The following is a 20,651-nucleotide window of genomic DNA, read 5'->3' as shown; positions in this document are numbered from 1 at the left end:
CGTCCCGGGGCGCGCGCAGCGCGAACCCGGGACCCATAACCACAGGATGCAGCTGTACGAAGACTCGGAGTTACCAGCCTCGCACCAAAACTTCTCCCTGTGGTTATGGGTCCCCGCCCCCGTGCGCAATTGCGCACTCGGCGGGGACGACATCCGAGGCAAATTGCGCCAGCAACTCTCGCATCACCGTGCCCGGATTGTGCTACGCTCGCAGAGCCTGCCAACCGGAGCAATCTTCATGTCGATGCAGAATGTGGCCGCAAGGGCGCCCGACTTCACCGCGCCCAAACGCAACGCCCTGACGCACATTCCCGGCGACGAAGGCTGGCCGATCATCGGCAAGACGTTGCAGGTGCTGGCCGATCCCAAGGGCCATATCGAGGGGAACGGCGCCAAATACGGACCGGTCTACCGCACGCATGTTTTCGGCGAGACCAATGTCGTGCTGCTCGGGCCCGAGGCCAACGAGCTCGTGATGTTCGATCAGCAAAAGCTGTTCTCATCGACCCACGGCTGGAACAAGGTGCTCGGCCTGCTGTTTCCGCGCGGATTGATGCTGCTCGATTTCGACGAGCACCGGCTGCACCGCAAGGCGCTGTCGGTCGCGTTCAAGTCCGGGCCGATGAAGTCCTATCTCAGCGATCTCGACCGTGGCATCTCCGCGCGGGTCGCGCAGTGGAAGGCCAAGCCCGGCGAGATGCAGCTCTACCCCGCGATGAAGCAGCTCACGCTGGATCTCGCCGCTGCGTCCTTCCTTGGCGCCGACATCGGACCGGAGGTCGACGAGATCAACCGGGCCTTCGTCGACATGGTCGCGGCTGCCGTCGCCCCGATCCGCCGCCCGCTGCCCGGCACCCAGATGGCGGCCGGCGTACGGGGGCGCAAGCGCATCGTCGCCTATTTCCGCGAGCAGATCCCGCTGCGCCGCGGCAATCATGGCGGCGATGATCTGTTCTCGCAGCTCTGCCGCGCCACCCATGAGGATGGCGCGCTGCTGTCCGAGCAGGACATCATCGACCACATGAGCTTCCTGATGATGGCGGCGCACGACACGCTGACCTCGTCGCTGACCTCCTTCATCGGCGAGCTCGCCGCCAATCCGGATTGGCAGGACAGGCTGCGAGCGGAAGTTCTCGCGCTCGGGCTGGCGGCGGATACGCCGAGCAGCTTCGACGATCTCGAAAAGATGCCGCTTTGCGAGATGGCGTTCAAGGAAGCGCTGCGGATCAAGCCGCCGGTGCCCTCGATGCCGCGCCGTGCGATGCGCGATTTCACCTTCAAAGGCTTTACGATTCCCGCCGGCACGGCGGTCGGCGTCAATCCGCTCTATACGCATCACATGAACGACATCTGGCCGGAGCCGGATCGCTTCGATCCGCTGCGCTTCACCGAGGAAGCGCAACGCAGCCGCCACCGCTTCGCCTGGGTCCCCTTCGGCGGCGGCGCGCATATGTGCCTCGGTCTGCATTTCGCCTACATGCAGGCGAAATGCTTCGCGCGGCACTTCCTGCAGAACATCGAGGTATCGCTGGAGCCCGGCTACAAGCCGGACTGGCAGATGTGGCCGATCCCGAAGCCGCGGGACGGGCTAAGGGTGCGGGTGAAGGCGGTGTGAACGACCGTGTCCCGGACGCGCAAAGCGCGAGCCGGGACCCAGAATCTCTTGTTTGGAGAGATGGGCCCCGGCTCTGCGGAGCGGCACTTCGCGCCGCACCGCGTCCGGGGCACGGGTCCTCACTCAGATCGTAGGTCTCGTAGGGTGGGCAAAGGCGCGGAGCGCCGTGCCCACGTTTCGTCGCAATGAGAAGAATTCGTGGGCACGCTTGGCTTTGCCCACCCTACGCCCCTGCGCGTGTCGCTACGCCCCCTGATCGAATGCCTTGCGCAAGGCCACATAGCCCTGCTGCTGCTGGCTCCAGTTGCGGCCGCCGGTCATGGCGCCGTCGATGACGAGGTCGTGGCCGTTGATGAAGCTGGATTCGTCGCTGGCCAGGAACACCGCGGCATGGGCGATGTCGTCGGGAAGGCCGGCACGCGGGATCGGTTGCGCGGTCTTGTAAACCTCGCGCATCACCGCGGGCGTCTTCTCCGCAGCGTCGGTCGAGAGCCCGAGCGCCTTGCCGAAAATGCCGGTCGCGATCGCGCCGGGCGAGATCGAGTTGACGCGCACATTGGACTCGCCGAGCTCCATCGCCACGCATTTGGTGAGATGAATCACCGCCGCCTTGGCCGCGCCATAGACCATCGAGGACGAGAACCCGGCGAGGCGTCCGGCGATGCTGCCATTGTTGATGATGGTGCCGCTCCCCTGCTTCTTCATGTGGGGCGCGGCGTGCTTCATGCCGAGCATGACGCTGCGCACCAGCGTTGCCATCGCCGCATCGAAGCGCTCGACCTCGAGGCCCTCGATGCCGCCGGTCTGCGCCGGGCCGCCGGCATTGTTGAACAGGCAGTCGATCCGGCCGAACTTGTCCACGGCCAGCGCGATCAGGGCCTGCATCTGGGCTTCGACCGTTACGTCGGTCTGGCGGAAGATGCAGTCGGCCCCGAGCCGCGATGCCAGCGCCTCGCCCTCCGGTAGGCGCCGCCCCGCGATCACAATTTTGGCACCTTCGGCAACGAAGACTTCCGCAGTGCGCAATCCGATCCCGCTCGTCGCTCCCGTGATCACCGCAACCTTGCCGTCGAGCCTGCCCATGGAATGTTCCTGTTTTCGAACGATTTGATGCCAAATGGCGAACATCGGCCGCTGCCATCGCCGCGGCGGACACTATCCCTGCCTGCCTCCACCAGGGCAAGCTATGCTTGTGCGGGCGGGATGCGTAACATCCTCATGGACCGATCGATTTTCGAACGCATATCGCAACTGGGCGGCGCATGGGGAAGCTGATCGACGAATTCCGTAGGGGTTGGCAGGGTGCGGCGCCGCCATCGCTCGGTCTGAGCATTGCGTTTGCAGTGGCCTGCCTGCTGGTTGCGACGCTGGCGCGCTGGGCTCTCGCGCATGTGCGGCCCGACGTCTACTTCACCCCCTACTTTCCGGCCGTGTTCTTTGCCGCCGCGTTCGGAGGCTTCCGGATCGGAATCGTGACTGCGCTTTTCGGCGGCGTGCTCGGCGTCGTCGTGAATTTCAGCGATGCCCTGGCCGATCACGCACGGTTTGCCCTGCTGGCACTTTATTGGGCGGTCTGTGCGCTCACCATCTGGGGCGTCGAGCACTATCGCACCATGCTGGCGGAGCAGCGCCGGATCTCCAAGCGGCTGATCGAGGAAGAGGATTATCGCAAGCTGCTGGTCGACGAGCTCCAGCACCGGCTGAAGAACAAGCTGTCGACGGTGCATGCCGTGCTGCACCAGGTGCTGCATGACCAGCCGCTGGTCTGGGCCCGGGTCGATCCGCGGCTGCGCTCGCTGGCCGCGACCGATGATTTGATCTCGCGGATCGACAAGGCCGGCTGCGACATCCGCGATCTCCTGATCTCGGAACTCGGCCCCTACGGCCACGTCCGCTTCACGCTCAATGGCGAGCGACTGTTCCTGCCGCCGAAGCTCGCCGTCACGCTGTCATTGATGTTTCACGAGCTTGCTACCAATGCAGGCAAATACGGTGCGTTCTCCTCGCCCCGCGGTCTGTTGCAGGTGTCGTGGACCGTCAGCGACGACCGCCTGACCGTCACCTGGGACGAAACCGAGGGGCCGAGCGTGGACGAGGTCTCCGAGCCGGGCTTCGGCACCAAGCTGTTGAAATCGGCACTGTCGGCCTTCGATGGCAAATCCGAGATCTCTTACTTGAAGACCGGGCTGCATTGCATCATGCAATGCCGGATCCCGCGAAGCGAATAGCATCGTGCGCCACGTGAAAGCGCACCCGCGGCCCTCGCCCGCGGTTTCGCATGCGCTGTTGACGCTCTGTTAATGACGATCGTCAGCGCGCGTCGCAACGCCGCAAGTTTTCTCCAAAACACCCCCGTATTTCTCCGGACCCCTTAACCAAACTTAAGAGGGAACCACGCAAGATCGCGTCCATTGCAAAGGCGCCGAAACAACAAGATTCATGACTTCTATGAACGACAACAGATACTCCGGCGCGAATGAAGCCGAGCTCGGTTTTCTCAAGGAAATCGTTAGAATGCTGCCGGCCGGATTGACCGTGCAGGACGCGCATGGCGAGCTTCTGCTGGTCAACGACGCCGCGGCCGCGCAGCTCGGCATGGACGGCAGCCGACCCTCACCCGATCTGGCGCTGCGCCGCGAAGCCTGCCGCAAGGCTCTGAGCGCCGGCCAACCTGTCGTCACCGAAGAGGCGCTTCACGGCGGCGCCGCGCGCCAGGTGCTGCTCACGACCCATCGTCCCGTTCGCCTCGCCGGACGCGAGCTCCTGATCTCGGCGTCTTCCGACATCACCGAGCAGAAGAATTTCGAGGACCAGCTGTTCCGCTCGGCCTATTTCGACGAGTTGACCGGACTGCCTTCGCGGCGCGTGATCGAACATCGCGCCAATAATCTGCTTGCGGAAAATCGCGGCGGCGAGCGCTTCGCGCTGGCCTTCCTCGACGTCGACAATTTCAAGCACATCAACGACTATTATGGCCATGCCGTCGGCGATGCGCTGCTGGTCGAGCTGTCGAAGCGTCTCGGTCGCGACTTGCGTGACTCCGACATGCTGTCGCGCATCTCCGGCGACGAATTCCTGCTGCTGCTGTCGCCGATCCAGAGCCAGGAGGAGGTCGCCGAATTCATGCAGTCGACACTGGAGCGGCTGACCGCGCCGTTCTTCATCGACCATTCGGAAGTCTTCGCCTCGACCTCGGTCGGCATCAGCCTCTATCCCGACCACGGCAGCAGTTTCGAGACGCTGCGCCAGAACGCCGACATCGCGATGTACCGCATCAAGAACAACGGCAAGGGACTGGCCGCCTTCTTCGATGCCAGCATGGAGCGCGAGGCGCAGGCGCGGATGAAGGTCGAGCAGTCGCTACGGCTCGCCATCCTGGAAAAGCGCTTCTGCTGCGCCTTTCAGTCCAAGGTCGACATCCGCACCCAGGCCGTGAAGGGCATCGAGGCCCTGGTGCGCCTGCGCGACGACGAAGGCGTGATCCAGGCGCCCGGCTCGTTCATCAATCTCGCCAGCGAGCTCGGCCTGATCGACGAGCTGACTCACCTCGTGCTCGCCGAGATCGTCAAGTCGATCGACCTGATCAACGAGACATTCGGCGCGGAAGCGACCATCAGCATCAACGTCGCCGCCAAGCAGGCCGGCAATCCCGAATTCATGCGCAGCTTCGCGCAGGCGCTGGACGACACCGGCTTTCCCACCCGCTTCATGATCGAGCTGACGGAAGATGCCTTCGTCGCCAAGAATCATTTCCAGGACGAGATCCTGCCGACGTTCCGCAAGCTCGGTGTCGGCATCTCGATCGACGATTTCGGTACCGGTTACTCCTCGCTCTCGGCGCTGGCCGACATCACCGCCGACGAGATCAAGATCGACCGCTCCTTCATCACCGACATTCATAAGCGCCCGCGCAGCCAGGGCATCCTGCGCGCGATCGAATCCTTGAGCGAAGCGCTCGGCATGACCGTGATTGCCGAGGGTCTCGAATCCTACGAGGAACTCGCCTATCTCCAGGCCGCGACCAAGATCCGCTACGCGCAGGGCTATTACTTCTCCCGGCCGATCTTCCTGGAGGAGCTGAAGCTCGCAACGCCGCTCTCCAGCGAAGCCCGGGCGAGCGTTGCAAGCCGCCCGCACCAGCAGAACCGCCAGGGCTATTCGCGGGCAAGCGGGTATCGAAGGTAGGCCCGTTCCTCGACCACCCAGCGACCTCCCGATTCCGTCATCCCCGCATCGTCATTGCGAGCGAAGCGACTTGTCCGCCGAAGGCGGAAGCAATCCAGAGCCTTTTCGCGGAGGGATTCTGGATTGCTTCGTCGCAAGGGCTCCTCGCAATGACGGAACGTGAGGCGGCATCGCGATACTCCAGTGCACATCCCGGCTGCGATTGCCGCAGGCTGCGGTGTCGTAGGGTGGGCAAAGCGAAGCGTGCCCACGTATCTTTCGCGACCGAGAGAGATCGTGGGCACGGCGCAAGAGCGCCTTTGCCACCCTACGACATCTGACGCTGTCATTCCCCGCCTTGTGCGCAATTGCGCACTGGAGCGGGGAATCCAGTACGCCGCGGCTTCTCGGTTCAGTCAAAACTTCCTCTGGAATACTGGATCGCCCGCTTTCGCGGGCGATGACACCGAATGTGTGGTGACAGACACGCCTTCGCATTCTCGCGGCTTGAATCGCCCGAGCTTTGCTTGGTCGCTCCGCCCTCTGAAATCCAAGAGGGCGCAGGGAAGGCCGGGTGCCGGCTGGCACCCGCGGTCCGCTGCGCGAAAGGTACGCGCAAAAAGAACCGCACAGCAGCATACAGGTGTCGCCGATCACTCGGCCTTCCCTGCGCAGTGGCTGGACGGCTTATGCCGTGATCTCCCGGGAGCCGAACTTTCCTTTGGCCTCCCTCGCCCCGCGAATTGGATGATGCAGTCTGCCCGGTTGGGCTCGCTCACATCTCCGAAGGGCTTGACCGTAGCAACGACGGCCAGGACCACACGGTTTTGCCGTACGCGCGTTCGCTGGTCACCACATTATCTCCCGGGCTTGTCGACGTTGCCGAGAGAATGTGGCGAGACGAACTGAACAGCGCCGCTCGTCTGCACGCGGTTACGGGCTCACAGGGACTACCCGCCCTGCCCGCACCTCTCTTGCCGACGCTGCCGCGTCCACCGCAAGCCCGGCTCGCGATAGTGACGACACAAGATCGCCCCTCTTGGATGAGCCGGGATGGATGAGACATACGACAAAACCGAATTTCGGTAAAGAGGAATATTTTTGCGCGGGTGGATTGACAGAGGCCGACACAGGGCATCTCCGCCCGTCGATCGCGAGCGAGCATCGGCGGCCGCAAGCGGCGCAACACACACCGCTGTCGTCCCGGGCAAGCGTCAGCGCAGACCCGGGACCCATAACCACAGGGAGTTGTGTGACGCGAAGCTCCCACTCCAAGTCCTCGCCAAACTAGTGCTGCGGCGTATGGGTCCCGGATCGGCGCTCCGCTTCGCGGCGCTTGTCCGGGACGACAGCGGAGTATGGGAAGACGCCTCAGCTCCCATTTCCCGCTTTGAAATTGCTGGCCTTTTGCTAATACACGGGCGGACCTCCCCGCAAGGCATGTCATGTCCGCTTCCTCCTCGATCAGCGACCCCGCTTACCTTCGCGCACGCGCGATGGAGACGCTGTTCGAGCGGCTGGAAAAGCTCTGCGAGGGTGCGATCGCGATCGACCGCGGCGGACGGGTCGTCTACGTCAACGAAAAATATCTCGCCGCGCTCGGCCTCAAGCGCATCAGCGAGGCAATCGGCCGGCCGATCGAGGAGGTCATCCCCAACAGCCTGATGCGCAAGGTGGCCGAAACCGGCGAGCCGATCCTGCTCGACATCATGGAGCTCGGCGGCGAGCAGCTCGTCGTCACCCGCATGCCGATCGAGGACGAGAACGGGACGGTGATCGGCGCGATCGGCTTCGTGCTCTATGACCACCTCGAAAGCCTGAAGCCGCTGCTCGCCCGCGTCGCCCAGCTCGAAAGCGATCTGCGGCTGGCGCGGCGGCAATTGTCCAACGCCCGCGCCGCGCGCTTCACCTTCGCCGACTACGTCGGCACCACGCCGGGAATTGCCCAGGCCAAGGCGCTGGCAAGCCGCGCCGCGCGGCAGAGCGTCACGGTGCTCCTCACCGGCGAGACCGGAACGGGCAAGGAGATGCTGGCGCAGGCGATTCACAATGCTTCGTCCCGTGCGGAGAAGCCGTTCGTCAGCGTCAATGTCGCCGCCGTCCCGGAGACACTGATCGAGTCGGAGTTCTTCGGCACCGCGCCGGGCGCCTATACCGGCGCCGACCGCAGGGGACGCGAGGGCAAGTTCCGGATCGCCGATGGCGGCACGCTGTTCCTCGACGAGATCGGCGAGATGCCGCTGCAATTGCAGGCCAAGCTGCTGCGCGTGCTGCAGGAGCGCGAGATCGAGCCGCTCGGCTCGGACAAGATCTCCAAGGTCGACGTGCGCGTGGTCGCGGCGACCAATGTGGACTTGCGCAAGCGCGTCAGCGACGGCACGTTCCGCCCCGACCTCTATTATCGGCTGAACGTGCTCTCGATCGAGCTGCCGCCGCTGCGCCAGTGCCTGGACGATCTCCCGGACATCTGCGCCCGGCTGCTGGAGGACATCAGCGCCTCCGGCGATTACGTCAAGGCGAAGATCACGCCGAGCGGGCTTTCCGCGCTGGCGCGCTATGACTGGCCGGGCAATGTTCGCGAGCTCCGCAACATCCTGGAGCGGGCGCTGATTCTCAGCGATTCCGGCCGGCTGACCGGCGAGGATTTCGCGCGCATCCTTCCCGTCGGCACCGAGATCAAGCCGGCTGCGCCCGAGCGCGCGGCCGGAACAGTCGTGCCCTATGCCGAGGCCGAGGCCGAATTCGAGAAGCACACGCTCGAACAGGCACTCGCCGCCAGCAACGGCCAGATCTCCGAGGCCGCCAGAATGCTGCGGATCTCACGCGCGACCTTCTACAAGAAGCTCGCCAAGTTCGGCCTCGCCTCGGGACCGGCCTCCGTCTGAGTTTCGAGACACCAGACTGTCCGGAGTCTCGGATTCCTGACACGGCGTCTTTCCGCTCTTTCCCGGCGCCGACTTCAGAAATTGCCGTGTTTTCAGCCATTTTGCGCAAACCCTCCGCATCTGGCGCGGACCTTGCTCTTTGCTTTGCACAATGACGCATGCTGCACATGCGCATTCGCAAACAGGGAGGACGCCAGATGAGTGAAGCGATCACGGTTCATCAGCTTCAGGCCAAGCAGCCGTCGCACGTCACGGTCGCCACCGCGAGCCTGATCGGCACGGCCATCGAATGGTACGACTTCTTCCTCTACGGCACGGCCGCGGCGCTGATCTTCAACAAGCTGTTCTTTCCGACCTTCGACCCCATGATGGGAACGCTGTTGGCGTTCGCGACCTACGCGCTCGGCTTCATCGCGCGTCCGCTCGGCGGCGTCGTGTTCGGTCACTATGGCGACAAGATCGGCCGCAAGACCATGCTGTATCTGACGCTGCTGATCATGGGCGTGGCGACAGCGGCGATCGGATTCCTGCCGACCTACGAGACCGCCGGCATCTGGGCCGCCGTCCTGCTCGTCACATGCCGCCTGATCCAGGGCTTTGGCCTCGGCGGCGAATGGGGCGGCGCGGTGCTGATGGCAGTCGAGCACGCGCCGGCGGACAAGAAGGGCTTCTACGGCAGCTGGCCGCAGCTCGGAGCGCCGCTCGGCCTCGTGCTCGGCACGCTCGTTTTCTCGGTGGTGTCGGCGATGCTGACCGACGCGCAGCTCCTCGCCTGGGGCTGGCGCATCCCGTTCCTGTTCTCGATTGCGCTGGTGCTGGTCGGCCTGTGGATCCGCTTCACCATCGCGGAATCCCCGGAGTTCCAGAAGGTCAAGGACACCAAGCAGGAAGTGAAGATGCCGATTCTCGAGGCCATCAGGATGTATCCCAAGAACATCCTGCTCGCGATGGGCGCGCGCTTTGCCGAAAACGGCTTCTTCTACATCTACGCGACCTTCGTGCTCGCCTATGCGACGCAGTCGCTCGGCATGAACAAGCAGGACATGCTCAACGGCGTGCTGATCGGCGCCGCCATCGAGACCTTCACCATTCCGGCCTTCGGCGCGCTGTCCGATCGCGTCGGACGGCGGCCGGTCTACATCTTCGGCGCGGTGTTCTCGGCGCTGATGTCGTTCCCGCTGTTCATGCTGCTGGCCACCAGGAACCCGCAATATGCCTGGATCGCGATCGTGCTCGGCCTCGCCATCGGTCATGCCGCGATGTACGGCCCGCAGGCGAGCTTCCTGTCGGAGCTGTTCGGCACCAAGGTGCGCTATAGCGGCGTCTCGCTCGGCTACAACCTCGCCTCGATCTTCGCCGGCGCGCTGTCGCCGCTGATCGCGACGGGATTGATGACGGCCTACGCGCCGGCCACCTGGCCGATCTCGCTCTACATGATCGCGCTGGCGCTCATCACCATCGTGTCGGTCTATTTCGCCACCGAAACACGCAAGATAGTTCAGGGCTGAGCGTCCTGATGACGTTTTCATCGCGAGGAGCGGCCTGTTCCGCGGCTGCTCCTCGCGATAGGATCAATGCACAACAACGGCATACGATCGAAGGGACCGGGAGGCACGCCGTGAGCCATCATCCAGCTCTGCCCTATTTGCCCAATTCCGAGAAAGGCAAGGTCGTCACGGCCGCCGAAGCGGTTATGCTGATTCGCGACGGCGACACGGTGGCGACCGGCGGCTTCGTTGGCATCGGCTTTGCCGAGGAGATCGCGATCGCGCTGGAAGAGCTCTACCTTTCCCACGAAGGCGACGCGCCCTATACGCAGGGCAAGCCGCGCAACCTGACGCTGATCTATGCGGCCGGCCAGGGCGACGGCAAGCAGCGCGGCCTCAATCATTTCGCGCATGAAGGCCTGGTCCGGCGCGTGATCGGGGGACATTGGGGGCTCGCACCGAAATTGCAGCAACTCGCGATCGCGAACCAGATCGAGGCCTATAACCTGCCGCAGGGCGTCATCACGCATCTGTTCCGCGACATCGCCGCGCACCGGCCCGGCCATGTCACCCGCGTCGGCATCGGCACCTTCGTCGACCCCCGGCAGGGCGGCGGCAAGCTGAACGCACGCACCACCGAGGACATGGTGGAGCTGATCAGGATCGGCGGCGAAGACTGCCTGCTCTACAAGACGTTTCCGATCCAAGTCGGGATCATCCGCGCCACCACCGGCGATCCCGACGGCAACCTCACCATGGAGAAGGAGGCGCTGACGCTGGAGGCGCTCGCCATCGCCATGGCGGCGCATAATTCCGGCGGCATCGTCATCGCCCAGGTCGAACGCGTGGCCGAGGCCGGCAGCCTCAATCCGCGCCAGGTCAAAATTCCCGGCATCCTGGTCGACTGCGTCGTGGTGGCAAGGCCCGAGAACCACTGGCAGACGTTCGGCACGCAATACAATCCGGCTTTCTCGAGCGAGATCCGCGTCCGTGCCGCCTCGCTGCCGGTGATGCCGGTCAGCGAACGCAAGATCATCGCCCGTCGCGCCGCCCTCGAGCTGAAGGCCAACAGCGTTGTCAATCTCGGCATCGGCATGCCCGAGGGGATCGCCTCCGTGGCCAATGAGGAGCGGATCATCGACCTGATCACGTTGACGGCGGAGCCCGGCGTGATTGGCGGGATCCCCGCAAGCGGCATCGATTTCGGCGCGGCGATCAACACGCAGGCGGTGATCGACCAGCCTTATCAGTTCGACTTCTACGACGGCGGCGGTCTCGATGCGGCCTTTCTCGGGCTCGCCCAGGTCGATCGTGCCGGCAACCTCAATGTCAGCAAGTTCGGGCCGAAACTCGCAGGTGCCGGCGGCTTCATCAACATCAGCCAGAACGCCAAGGAGGTCGTCTTCGTCGGCACCTTCGGCGCGGGCAAGCAGCGCATCGCAGTGAACGACGGCAAGCTCGTCATTCTCGACGAGGCGCCATCGCGCAAGTTCGTGGACAGCGTCGAGCACGTCACCTTCAGCGGCCCGTTCGCCGCCACGCGCAAGCAGCGCACGCTTTACGTCACCGAGCGCTGCGTGTTCGAGCTGCGCCCCGACGGGCTCGAGCTGACGGAAATTGCGCCCGGCATGGATATCGAGCGCGACATCTTGCGCCTGATGGATTTCAAGCCGTTGATCCCGCGCGATCCCGCCTTGATGGACGCGCGCATCTTCGGCGAAGGTCTGATGGATCTGCGCGAGCGCCTGCTCACCATTCCGCTCGATCAGCGCTTCACGCTTGACGGGCAGCAGGACCTGTTTTTCGTCAACCTGGAGCGCTATCCGCTGCGCAGCAAGGCCGAGATCGATACCATCGCTGCTATCGTCGAGGCCAGGCTCGCCCCGCTCGGCCGCCGGGTCTACGCCATCGTCAATTATGACAATTTTTCCATCCTGCCGGAACTGATGGACGATTATTCGGCCATGGTGCGCAGCCTCGTCGACCGCTTCTATTCCGGCGTGTCGCGCTACACCACGTCGGGCTTCCTGCGCATCAAGCTCGGCGAAGCCCTGGAGAGGCGCGGCGTCGCGCCGCATATTTTCGAAAGCGCTGATGAGGCGCAGTCGGATCGGCGTCAGTCCGAAGGCGCCGGCAACGCGCGGCTAGCCCAAAAATGATGCATGTTCGAAAGGCCGGCACGCTCGGCCGGAAGGTTCAATTGCAATGTCCGTGACGTTGTGCAAATCGCTGTTGCCGAGAAACTTTAAATCAGGAGGGACCATCGTGCGTCGATCACTCATCATAACAACAACCATCCTCGCACTCGCCGCGGGCACCTCCGCACGGGCCGACGATCTCAAGGTCGCGCTGATCTACGGCAAGACCGGCCCGCTCGAGGCCTATGCCAAGCAGACCGAGACCGGCCTGAAAATGGGTTTCGAATACGCCACCAAGGGCACGATGACGCTCGATGGTCGCAAGATCGTCATCATCACCAAGGACGACCAGGGCAAGCCGGACCTTTCGAAGGCCGCGCTCGCCGAAGCCTATCAGGACGACAAGGCCGACATCGCGATCGGCACGACCTCGTCGGCCGCCGCGCTCGCCATTCTCCCGGTCGCCGAGGAGAACAAGAAGATCCTGATCGTCGAGCCGGCGGTCGCGGATCAGATTACCGGCGAGAAGTGGAATCGCTACATCTTCCGCACCGGGCGCAATTCTTCGCAGGACGCGATCTCGAACGCGGTCGCGATCGGCAAGCAGGGCGTCACTGTCGCCACCCTGGCGCAGGACTATGCGTTCGGCCGCGATGGCGTCGCCGCCTTCAAGGAAGCGCTCGCCAAGACCGGCGCGACGCTCGCTGCGGAGGAATATGCCCCGACCTCCACCACCGACTTCACCGCCGTCGGCCAGCGCCTGTTCGACGCCCTGAAGGACAAGCCCGGCCGCAAGGTGATCTGGGTGATCTGGGCCGGCGCCGGCAATCCGCTGGCCAAGCTCCAGGACATGGACCCGAAGCGCTACGGCATCGAGCTCTCCACCGGCGGCAACATCCTGCCGGCGCTCGCCGCCTATAAGGGCCTGCCCGGCATGGAAGGAGCGACCTATTATTTCTACGAGATCCCGAAGAACCCGGTGAACGACTGGCTGGTCGCCGAGCACCAGAAGCGCTTCAACGCGCCGCCGGACTTCTTCACCGCGGGCGGTTTTGCCGCCGCGATGTCCGTCGTCGCCGCCGTCACCAAGGCGAAGTCGACCGACACCGAGAAGCTGATTACGGCGATGGAAGGCCTGGAGTTCGACACGCCAAAGGGCAAGATGGTGTTCCGCAAGGAAGATCATCAGGCGCTGCAGAGCATGTATCACTTCAAGGTCAAGGTCGATCCGAACGTCGCCTGGGCCGTGCTCGAGCCGGTGCGCGAGCTAAAGATCGAAGACATGGACGTTCCGGTCAAGAACAAGCGCTGAGTTGCTTACCTCTCCCGCTTGCGGGAGAGGTCGGCGCATAGCGCCGGGTGAGGGCTCTCTCCTCTTGGGGGGTCTCGCCCGTGGAAATACCCTCTCCCCGACCCTCCCCCGCAAGCGGGGGAGGGAGCGCAGCGCGACCCGCCGATATATCCCGTTTCATCAATTGCCAGACACTCTATGACGCTGACCCTCGAAACCCGTGACCTCACCATCCGCTTCGGCGGCCATGTTGCGGTCAACAACGTCACCTGCACGTTCCGTCCGGGCGAGCTCACCGCTATCGTCGGGCCGAACGGTGCCGGCAAGACCACCTATTTCAATCTGATCTCGGGCCAGCTGCGCGCCTCGAACGGCAGTATCCTGTTCGGCGGCACCGACATCACCCAGCACTCCGCGCCGCTGCGCACTCGCGCGGGCCTCGGTCGCGCCTTCCAGCTTACCAATCTCTTTCCGAACCTCACCGTGGAAGAGAACGTTCGCCTCGCGGTGCAGGCCGCCAGCGGCACCCATTACGACATGCTGCGGCCCTGGACGGTCCGCCGCGACCTGATCGCACGCGCCGACGCCATCCTGGACCAGGTCGCGCTCGGCAGCCGCCGCGGCGTCGCCGCGACCGCGCTGTCGCATGGCGATCAGCGCAAGCTCGAGGTCGCGCTGATGATCGCGCTGGAGCCGAAGGTTTTCATGTTCGACGAGCCGACTGCCGGCATGAGCATCGATGAGGTGCCTGTGGTCCTCAACCTGATCGCGCAGCTTAAGCAGGACAGGAGCAAGATCATCCTTCTGGTCGAGCACAAGATGGACGTGGTGCGCTCGCTCGCCGACCGCATCATCGTCCTGCATAACGGGCAACTTGTTGCGGACGGGCCACCTGCGGAGGTGATCGCCTCGCCGATCGTGCAGGAAGCCTATCTCGGCGTCGCCCCCAAGAACGCAGAGAGCGTCGCATGACCGATCTGCTCAAGCTCTCCGGCGTGCACACCCATATCGGCCGCTATCACATCCTCCAGGGCATCGACCTCGCGGTCCCGCAGGGGCAGGTCACGATGCTGCTCGGCCGCAACGGCGCCGGCAAGACCACGACACTGCGCACCATCATGGGGCTGTGGCAGGCTTCCAGCGGCGAGATCAACCTCGCAGGCGATCGCATCGAAAGCCGCGCCACGCCCGACATCGCAAGGCTCGGCGTCGGCTACGTGCCGGAGAGCATGGCGGTGTTCTCCGATCTCACCGTGAAAGAGAACCTGGTGCTGGCGGCGCGCGACGGTCCGCTCGACGACACCCAGCTCGACTGGATTTTTGGCTTCTTCCCGGCGCTGCGCCGGTTCTGGCTGTCGCGCGCGGGAAGTCTCTCGGGCGGGCAAAAGCAGATGCTTTCGATCGCCCGCGCCATCATCGAGCCGCGTAAGCTCCTGCTGATCGACGAACCGACCAAGGGCCTGGCGCCGGCGATCGTGATGGCGCTGATCGAGTGCCTGAGGGAGATCAAGCGCAAGGGCGCCACCATCCTCCTGGTCGAGCAGAACTTCTTTGCCGCCCGCGAGCTCGGCGACAACGTGCTCGTGATGGACAACGGCACCATCGTTCATCGCGGCGAGATGGCGGCGCTCGCCGCCGACGTGCCGCTGCAGGAGCGGCTGCTCGGCCTGAGCCTGGAGGCACATCAGTGACTGAACTTGCCGCAAATGATCCCCTGCCGAAGCCGAAGCGCGACATCGCGCCGATCCTGCTGCCGATCGCGCTCGCGCTGCTCATGATCCCGCTGATTGGATCGACCAGCTCCTGGCTGACGCTGACCGCCGCGAGCCTCGCCATGGGCATGATGATCTTCATCATGGCCTCCGGCCTGACGCTGGTGTTCGGCCTGATGGACGTGCTCAATTTCGGCCACGGCGCCTTCATCGCCGTCGGCGCCTACGTCGCCACGCTCGTGCTGGCGCCGTTCGCGGCTTCCATTCAGGCGGATTCGCTGTGGATGAATCTCGCGGTGCTCGCCCCGGCCGCGCTGCTCTCGATGGCGGTATCAGGCGCGCTCGGCCTCGTCGTCGAGCGCGTGCTGATTCTGCCGGTCTACGGCCAGCATCTGAAGCAGATCCTGATGACGACCGGCGGCCTGATCGTCGCCGAGCAGACGCTCTATGCGCTGTGGGGACCGCAGATCATCCCGATGCCGCTGCCGACCTCGCTACGTGGCTCCTTCATCCTCGGCGATGTCGCAATTGCAAAGTACCGTGTGCTGGCGATGCTGATCGGCCTTGCCATCTTCATCGCGATCCAGCTCGTTCTCAATCGCAGCAAGCTTGGCCTCTTGATCCGCGCCGGCGTCGAGAACCGCGAGATGGTCGAGGCGCTCGGCTATCGCATCCGCCGCCTGTTCCTCGGCGTGTTCATGACGGGATCGGCGCTGGCCGGCCTCGGCGGCGTGATGTGGGCGCTCTATCGCGAGCAGGTCCACGCCTCCATGAGCGACGACCTCACCGTCTTGATTTTCATCGTCGTCATCATCGGCGGGCTCGGGTCGATCGGCGGCTGCTTCATCGGCGCGATCCTCGTGGCCATGGTCGCCAATTACGGCGGCTTCCTGGTGCCGAAACTCGCCCTCGTCTCCAACATCCTGCTGATGGTCGCCATTCTGATGTGGCGCCCGCGCGGCCTCTATGCGGTGACCAGCCGATGATGATCCTCTCCGGCGACCCGCCGCGCAGCCGCGTCCTCACGCTCGTTCTCGTCCTCATCATCCTGGCGCTGGCGGCGACGCCGTTCCTGTTTCCGGGCGCCAAGGCCCTGAACGTCGCGGCCAAGATCTGCGTCTTCGCAGCGCTGGTCGCCTCCTACGATCTCCTGCTCGGCTATACCGGCTCGGTGTCGTTCGCCCACACCATGTTCTACGGCATCGGCAGCTACGCGATCGCGATCGCGCTGTATGGGATGGGCCCCAATTGGGCGGCGGTCGCAACCGGCATCGTCGTCGGCCTGCCGCTCGCGGCCCTGCTCGCGCTCGCCATCGGGCTCTTTTCTCTGCGCGTGGCCGCGATCTTCTTCGCCATGATCACACTCGCGGTCGCCTCTGCCTTCCAGGTGCTGGCCTCGCAGCTCTCATGGCTGACCGGCGGCGAGGACGGGCGCAGCTTCCAGCTGCCGGAGCTGCTGCGTCCCGGCACCGTGCTGATCTCGAAGAACCTGTTCGGCTTCGAGGTCAACGGCCGCATCCTGACCTTCTACCTGGTGTTCGCGGTCTCGGCCCTGATGATCCTCGCTTTGCTGCGCGTCGTGAATTCGCCGTTCGGGCGCGTGCTGCAGGCCATCCGCGAGAACCGTTTTCGCGCCGAGGCCCTCGGCTTTCGCACGGTGTTCCACCTGACCTACGCCAATTGCCTCGCCGCGCTGGTCGCCGCCGGCGCCGGCATCTTGAATGCGCTGTGGCTACGCTATGCCGGTCCCGATACCTCGCTCAGCTTCTCCATCATGCTGGACATCCTGCTGATGGTCGTGATCGGCGGCATGGGCACGATCTACGGGGCGATCATCGGCGCCAGCATCTTCATCCTCGCCCAGAACTATTTGCAGTCGCTGATGGGCGTCGCCTCCACGGCGGCGTCGGAAGCCGGCCTGCCGCTGCTGCCGGGGCTGCTGCATCCCGACCGCTGGCTGCTGTGGCTCGGGCTGCTGTTCATCGCCAGCGTCTATTTCTTTCCGACCGGCGTGGTCGGACGGCTGCGCAATCCCGCCGGCGACAAGAGCGGCGGCAGCTCGCATTAAGCCGCGGTTAACGATGCAGCGCAGCGGTTTGCTGCGCACGCCGCACAACCGTGACGCGATTCCCGCTCCGCTAGGTGCGGATGCGGTTGCGCAACTGGATTAATGCTTAGGTAACTGGCTTTCCTAAGGTTTAGGCCATTTGTGCGGTGTATTCGTGTTCCTCCAGGGAGGGGGAATGCGCCAGGTCTTTTCCACGATGGCAGCCGGAATGTGTCTAGCCGCGAGGAACGGCTGGGAGGTCTTGGCGCGGCGTGGTCCTGTCCTGTGGTTGACCCTGTGCGGCGTGTTGCTGGTCGGAGGCATCTTCGCCGTGACGGCCGTGGCCGTCGGCGAGTTTCGCGAGCGAACCCTGGTCAATCGCGAGCGCGAGCTGGAAAACACGGTGCAGCTGATCGCGCGCCACTTCGACCAGCAATTTGAAGATTCCGATGTCGTCGCCGCCGATCTGATCGGGCAGATGAACCTGGCGGAGATCACCTCGCCGGCGACGTTCCGCGAGCGCATGTCGGGATCGGTGACGAACCAGATGCTGCGCAGCAAGATCAGCTCGGTGTCCTATCTCGGCGATATCGCGATCTACGATGCCGATGGCGAGCTGATCAACTGGTCGCGGGCCCAGCCGCTGCCCAAGATCAACATTTCATCCCGGGCGTACTTTCAGACGTTCAAGACGAATCCGCAGTCCGAATCGGTGCTGCTCGAATCCGTCCGCAGCTTCATCATCAACAAATGGACCACCGTCGTCGCACGCCGGTTGAACGGCGCGGACGGCACCTTCCTCGGCGCGATGGTGCGCCGGATCGATCCGGACAGCTATCAGCACTATTTCGCATCCGTCGTGCTCGCCGAGGGCACCGCCATCTCGCTGTTCGATCGCGAGGGCAAGATGCTGGCGCGCTATCCGCATCGCGAAGAGCTGATCGGACGGAGCTTCAAGGATGCGCCGCTGATGCATAAGGTGCTGAGCGAGGGCGGTCAGCACACGCTTCGCGTCAGGAGCCCGCTCGACGGCGAGGAGCGGCTCGGCTCTGCTGCGCCACTGACGCATTTCCCGCTGGTCATCGTCGCCACCAACACCATGGCGGCAGCGCTTGCGGACTGGCGGCAGCAGACCGGCTTCACGGTCGCGACGGCGGGCTTCTCGGCCGGCGTAATCGCGCTGATCCTCTATCTGATCATTCGCCAGATCAACCGGCAGAACCGTGAAGCGCAGGAACGGCTGGAAGCGGAGCGGCTGCGGCTCGACACCGCCCTCAACAACATGACCCAGGGGCTGATCCTGTATGACGCGAGCGGCTACATCGTCACCTGCAACCGCCGCTATGCCGAGATGTTCGGTCTCTCCCACGACGTCATCAAGCCCGGCTGCCACATCCGTGAGGCGATGTACCATCGCAAGGAACGTGACGCGTTCGCCGGCGACGTCGAGGCGTTTTGCACCGATGTGATGCGGGTGGTCGCCGAAGGCACGGTCTCCACCAGAATCCATGAGCTGCCCAACGGCCGCGCCTTCCAGGTCATCAACACGCCGCTCGCGCAGGGCGGATGGGTGGCCACGATCGAAGACATCACCGAGCGTCGCCATCTGGAGCAGGAGCGGGACCGCAACCACACGTTCCTGCGCGAGATCATCGACCATATCCCGTCTCGGATTACCGTGAAGGACGCCAGGACGCGGCGCTACCTGCTGGCCAACCAGGTCGCCGAGGAGCAACTCGCCGAGCAGCATGACACGATCGTCGGCAAGACCGCGTTCGACCTCTATGTGACGGCGGACGCCGAGATCGTCACCCGACACGACGACACACTCCTGCAATCGCCGGACGGGCTGTTCCTCGATGAGCACATCTGGAACACCCCGAGCATCGGGCGCCGTTACATCACCTCGCGGCGCATCGGCATCCGCGACAAGGCCGGCGAGCCGCGCTACATCATCAACGTCGTCGAGGACGTCACCGAACGGCGGCGCGCCGACGAGAAGATCGCGCACATGGCGCATTACGACGCGCTGACCGACCTGCCGAACCGGTCACTGTTCCGCGAGCAGATCGAGCGCGAGCTGGAGAAGGTCGGCGGCGGCGGCCAGTTCGCGCTGCTCTACATCGACGTCGACGAATTCAAGGGCATCAACGATTCGCTTGGCCACCACGTCGGCGACGAGCTGTTGAAGGCGATCGCCGGCCGTCTGCGCGGCTGCCTCAAGCAGGGCGACCTGATCGCGCGGCTTGGCGGCGACGAGTTCGCCGTGATCCAGACCGCGATCCAATCCCCTGCCGATGTGCTGGCCTTCGTGACCCGCATCTATCAGGCCATCCGGCAGCCCTATCATTGTCTCGGCCATCAGCTCTCCACGGACGCGAGCATCGGGATTGCCTTGGCACCGCAGGACGGCACCGATCTCGACCAGCTCGTCAAGAACGCCGATCTGGCGATGTACGGCGCGAAGGCCCAAGGGCGTCGCAGCCACCGTTTCTTCGAGCCGGAGATGGATGCGAGCGCCAAGGCGCGCCTGAGCATGGAGCAGGACCTGCGGCAGGCCCTGGTGAACGGCGGCTTCGAGATTCACTATCAGCCGCTGGTCGACCTGCGTACCAACGAGGTCTCGGGCTGCGAGGCGCTGCTGCGCTGGCGGCATCCCGAGCGCGGCATGGTGTCGCCGGCGGAGTTCATTCCGGTCGCCGAGGATACCGGCCTGATCAACGAGCTCGGCGACTGGGTGCTGCGGATGGCTTGCAATGAGGCCGCGACCTGGCCGGCGCAGGTGCGCGTCGCGGTCAACGTGTCGCCGGTGCAGCTCAAATGCGACACGCTGGCGCTGCGGATCGCGGGCGCACTCGCCGCCTCCGGGCTGGACCCGCGCCGGCTCGAACTCGAGATCACCGAGGCCGTACTGATCCGCGACGACGAGGCCGCACTCTCGATCCTGCATCAGCTCCGCTCGATCGGCGTACGCATCGCACTCGACGATTTCGGCACCGGCTACTCCTCGCTCAGCTATCTCAAGCGCTTCCCGTTCGACAAGATCAAGATCGACCGCTGCTTCGTCGCCGACATCGCGGAGGAGAGCGGCGCACCCGTGATTGTGCAGGCGGTGGTGAACATTGCGGCCGCCAGCAGCATGACCACGGTCGCCGAAGGGGTCGAGACCGAGGCGCAGCGCGAGCTGCTGCGTGCGCTCGGCTGCACGCAGATGCAGGGCTATCTGTTCAGCCCGCCGAAGCCGGCCAGCGAGGTGCGGAAATTGTTCGGCTCGGGCAGTGCTGTGCCGGTGGCGGCGGTGGCCTGATGGCG

13 protein-coding genes are annotated in these 20,651 nt (G+C 64.4%); 12 read left to right on the top strand and 1 reads right to left on the bottom strand.

What is annotated here, in order from left to right; genetic code table 11:
* Nucleotides 1-238 precede the first annotated feature (238 nt).
* Nucleotides 239-1,615 (top strand): cytochrome P450, encoded by a 1,377-nt coding sequence (locus IVB26_RS01180; protein WP_247970244.1) that lies wholly within the window; start codon nt 239-241, stop codon nt 1,613-1,615.
* Nucleotides 1,616-1,858: 243 nt separating this feature from the next.
* Here the strand turns inward: IVB26_RS01180 and IVB26_RS01175 are convergent, their stop codons facing one another.
* Nucleotides 1,859-2,698: an SDR family NAD(P)-dependent oxidoreductase gene (locus IVB26_RS01175; RefSeq protein ID WP_247970243.1), complete on the bottom strand. Its 840-nt coding sequence runs from the start codon at nt 2,696-2,698 to the stop codon at nt 1,859-1,861.
* 179 nt (nt 2,699-2,877) lie between these two features.
* Here IVB26_RS01175 and IVB26_RS01170 point away from each other — a divergent pair, with 179 nt between their 5' ends.
* The 11 genes from IVB26_RS01170 (at nt 2,878) to IVB26_RS01120 (ending at nt 20,646) form a co-directional block, all read left to right on the top strand.
* Nucleotides 2,878-3,843: a sensor histidine kinase gene (locus IVB26_RS01170; protein ID WP_247970242.1), complete on the top strand. Its 966-nt coding sequence runs from the start codon at nt 2,878-2,880 to the stop codon at nt 3,841-3,843.
* A 220-nt stretch (nt 3,844-4,063) separates the two neighbouring features.
* A complete protein-coding gene (locus tag IVB26_RS01165; protein WP_247970241.1) occupies nt 4,064-5,800 on the top strand; it encodes a putative bifunctional diguanylate cyclase/phosphodiesterase in 1,737 nt (578 codons plus the stop codon).
* A gap of 1,424 nt (nt 5,801-7,224) precedes the next feature.
* Nucleotides 7,225-8,664, top strand: coding sequence for a sigma-54 interaction domain-containing protein (locus tag IVB26_RS01160; protein ID WP_247970240.1), 1,440 nt, complete (start codon nt 7,225-7,227; stop codon nt 8,662-8,664).
* A gap of 197 nt (nt 8,665-8,861) precedes the next feature.
* Nucleotides 8,862-10,172 carry an MFS transporter gene (locus tag IVB26_RS01155; RefSeq protein ID WP_247970239.1) on the top strand — a complete coding sequence of 437 codons (1,311 nt, stop codon included), beginning with the start codon at nt 8,862-8,864 and terminating at the stop codon, nt 10,170-10,172.
* A 110-nt stretch (nt 10,173-10,282) separates the two neighbouring features.
* Nucleotides 10,283-12,310 (top strand): acyl CoA:acetate/3-ketoacid CoA transferase, encoded by a 2,028-nt coding sequence (locus IVB26_RS01150; RefSeq protein ID WP_276578703.1) that lies wholly within the window; start codon nt 10,283-10,285, stop codon nt 12,308-12,310.
* A gap of 106 nt (nt 12,311-12,416) precedes the next feature.
* Nucleotides 12,417-13,601, top strand: a complete 1,185-nt coding sequence (locus IVB26_RS01145) for a substrate-binding domain-containing protein (protein WP_247970238.1) — start codon at nt 12,417-12,419, stop codon at nt 13,599-13,601.
* A gap of 177 nt (nt 13,602-13,778) precedes the next feature.
* Entirely contained in the window at nt 13,779-14,552 is a 774-nt protein-coding gene (locus IVB26_RS01140) for an ABC transporter ATP-binding protein (RefSeq protein WP_247970237.1), read from the top strand.
* On the top strand, nt 14,549-15,271 hold the full coding sequence (locus tag IVB26_RS01135; RefSeq protein WP_247970236.1) for a branched-chain amino acid ABC transporter ATP-binding protein: 723 nt from the start codon (nt 14,549-14,551) through the stop codon (nt 15,269-15,271). Before IVB26_RS01140 ends, IVB26_RS01135 begins: the two co-directional genes overlap by 4 nt.
* Nucleotides 15,268-16,278 carry a branched-chain amino acid ABC transporter permease gene (locus tag IVB26_RS01130; RefSeq protein ID WP_247314335.1) on the top strand — a complete coding sequence of 337 codons (1,011 nt, stop codon included), beginning with the start codon at nt 15,268-15,270 and terminating at the stop codon, nt 16,276-16,278. Before IVB26_RS01135 ends, IVB26_RS01130 begins: the two co-directional genes overlap by 4 nt.
* On the top strand, nt 16,275-17,360 hold the full coding sequence (locus IVB26_RS01125) for a branched-chain amino acid ABC transporter permease (RefSeq protein ID WP_246919828.1): 1,086 nt from the start codon (nt 16,275-16,277) through the stop codon (nt 17,358-17,360). The genes IVB26_RS01130 and IVB26_RS01125 overlap by 4 nt, the downstream gene beginning before the upstream one ends.
* A 175-nt stretch (nt 17,361-17,535) precedes the next feature.
* Nucleotides 17,536-20,646, top strand: a complete 3,111-nt coding sequence (locus IVB26_RS01120) for an EAL domain-containing protein (RefSeq protein WP_247970235.1) — start codon at nt 17,536-17,538, stop codon at nt 20,644-20,646.
* Nucleotides 20,647-20,651: the final 5 nt, after the last annotated feature.

Origin of the sequence: Bradyrhizobium sp. 195 (genome assembly GCF_023101665.1) — a bacterium.
Lineage (GTDB): Bacteria > Pseudomonadota > Alphaproteobacteria > Rhizobiales > Xanthobacteraceae > Bradyrhizobium.
Note: the sequence above shows the minus strand (reverse complement) of the source record. Positions and strands in the feature narration are given on the sequence as shown.

Bases quoted from the DNA above. Each gene is read 5' to 3' on its own strand.
- IVB26_RS01135 (WP_247970236.1), top strand. From the start codon at position 14,549: ATGACCGATCTGCTCAAGCTCTCCGGCGTGCACACCCATATCGGCCGC.
- IVB26_RS01120 (WP_247970235.1), top strand. From the start codon at position 17,536: ATGCGCCAGGTCTTTTCCACGATGGCAGCCGGAATGTGTCTAGCCGCG.
- IVB26_RS01160 (WP_247970240.1), top strand. From the start codon at position 7,225: ATGTCCGCTTCCTCCTCGATCAGCGACCCCGCTTACCTTCGCGCACGC.
- IVB26_RS01180 (WP_247970244.1), top strand. From the start codon at position 239: ATGTCGATGCAGAATGTGGCCGCAAGGGCGCCCGACTTCACCGCGCCC.
- IVB26_RS01165 (WP_247970241.1), top strand. From the start codon at position 4,064: ATGAACGACAACAGATACTCCGGCGCGAATGAAGCCGAGCTCGGTTTT.
- IVB26_RS01155 (WP_247970239.1), top strand. From the start codon at position 8,862: ATGAGTGAAGCGATCACGGTTCATCAGCTTCAGGCCAAGCAGCCGTCG.
- IVB26_RS01170 (WP_247970242.1), top strand. From the start codon at position 2,878: ATGGGGAAGCTGATCGACGAATTCCGTAGGGGTTGGCAGGGTGCGGCG.
- IVB26_RS01175 (WP_247970243.1), bottom strand. From the start codon at position 2,698: ATGGGCAGGCTCGACGGCAAGGTTGCGGTGATCACGGGAGCGACGAGC.
- IVB26_RS01125 (WP_246919828.1), top strand. From the start codon at position 16,275: ATGATGATCCTCTCCGGCGACCCGCCGCGCAGCCGCGTCCTCACGCTC.
- IVB26_RS01140 (WP_247970237.1), top strand. From the start codon at position 13,779: ATGACGCTGACCCTCGAAACCCGTGACCTCACCATCCGCTTCGGCGGC.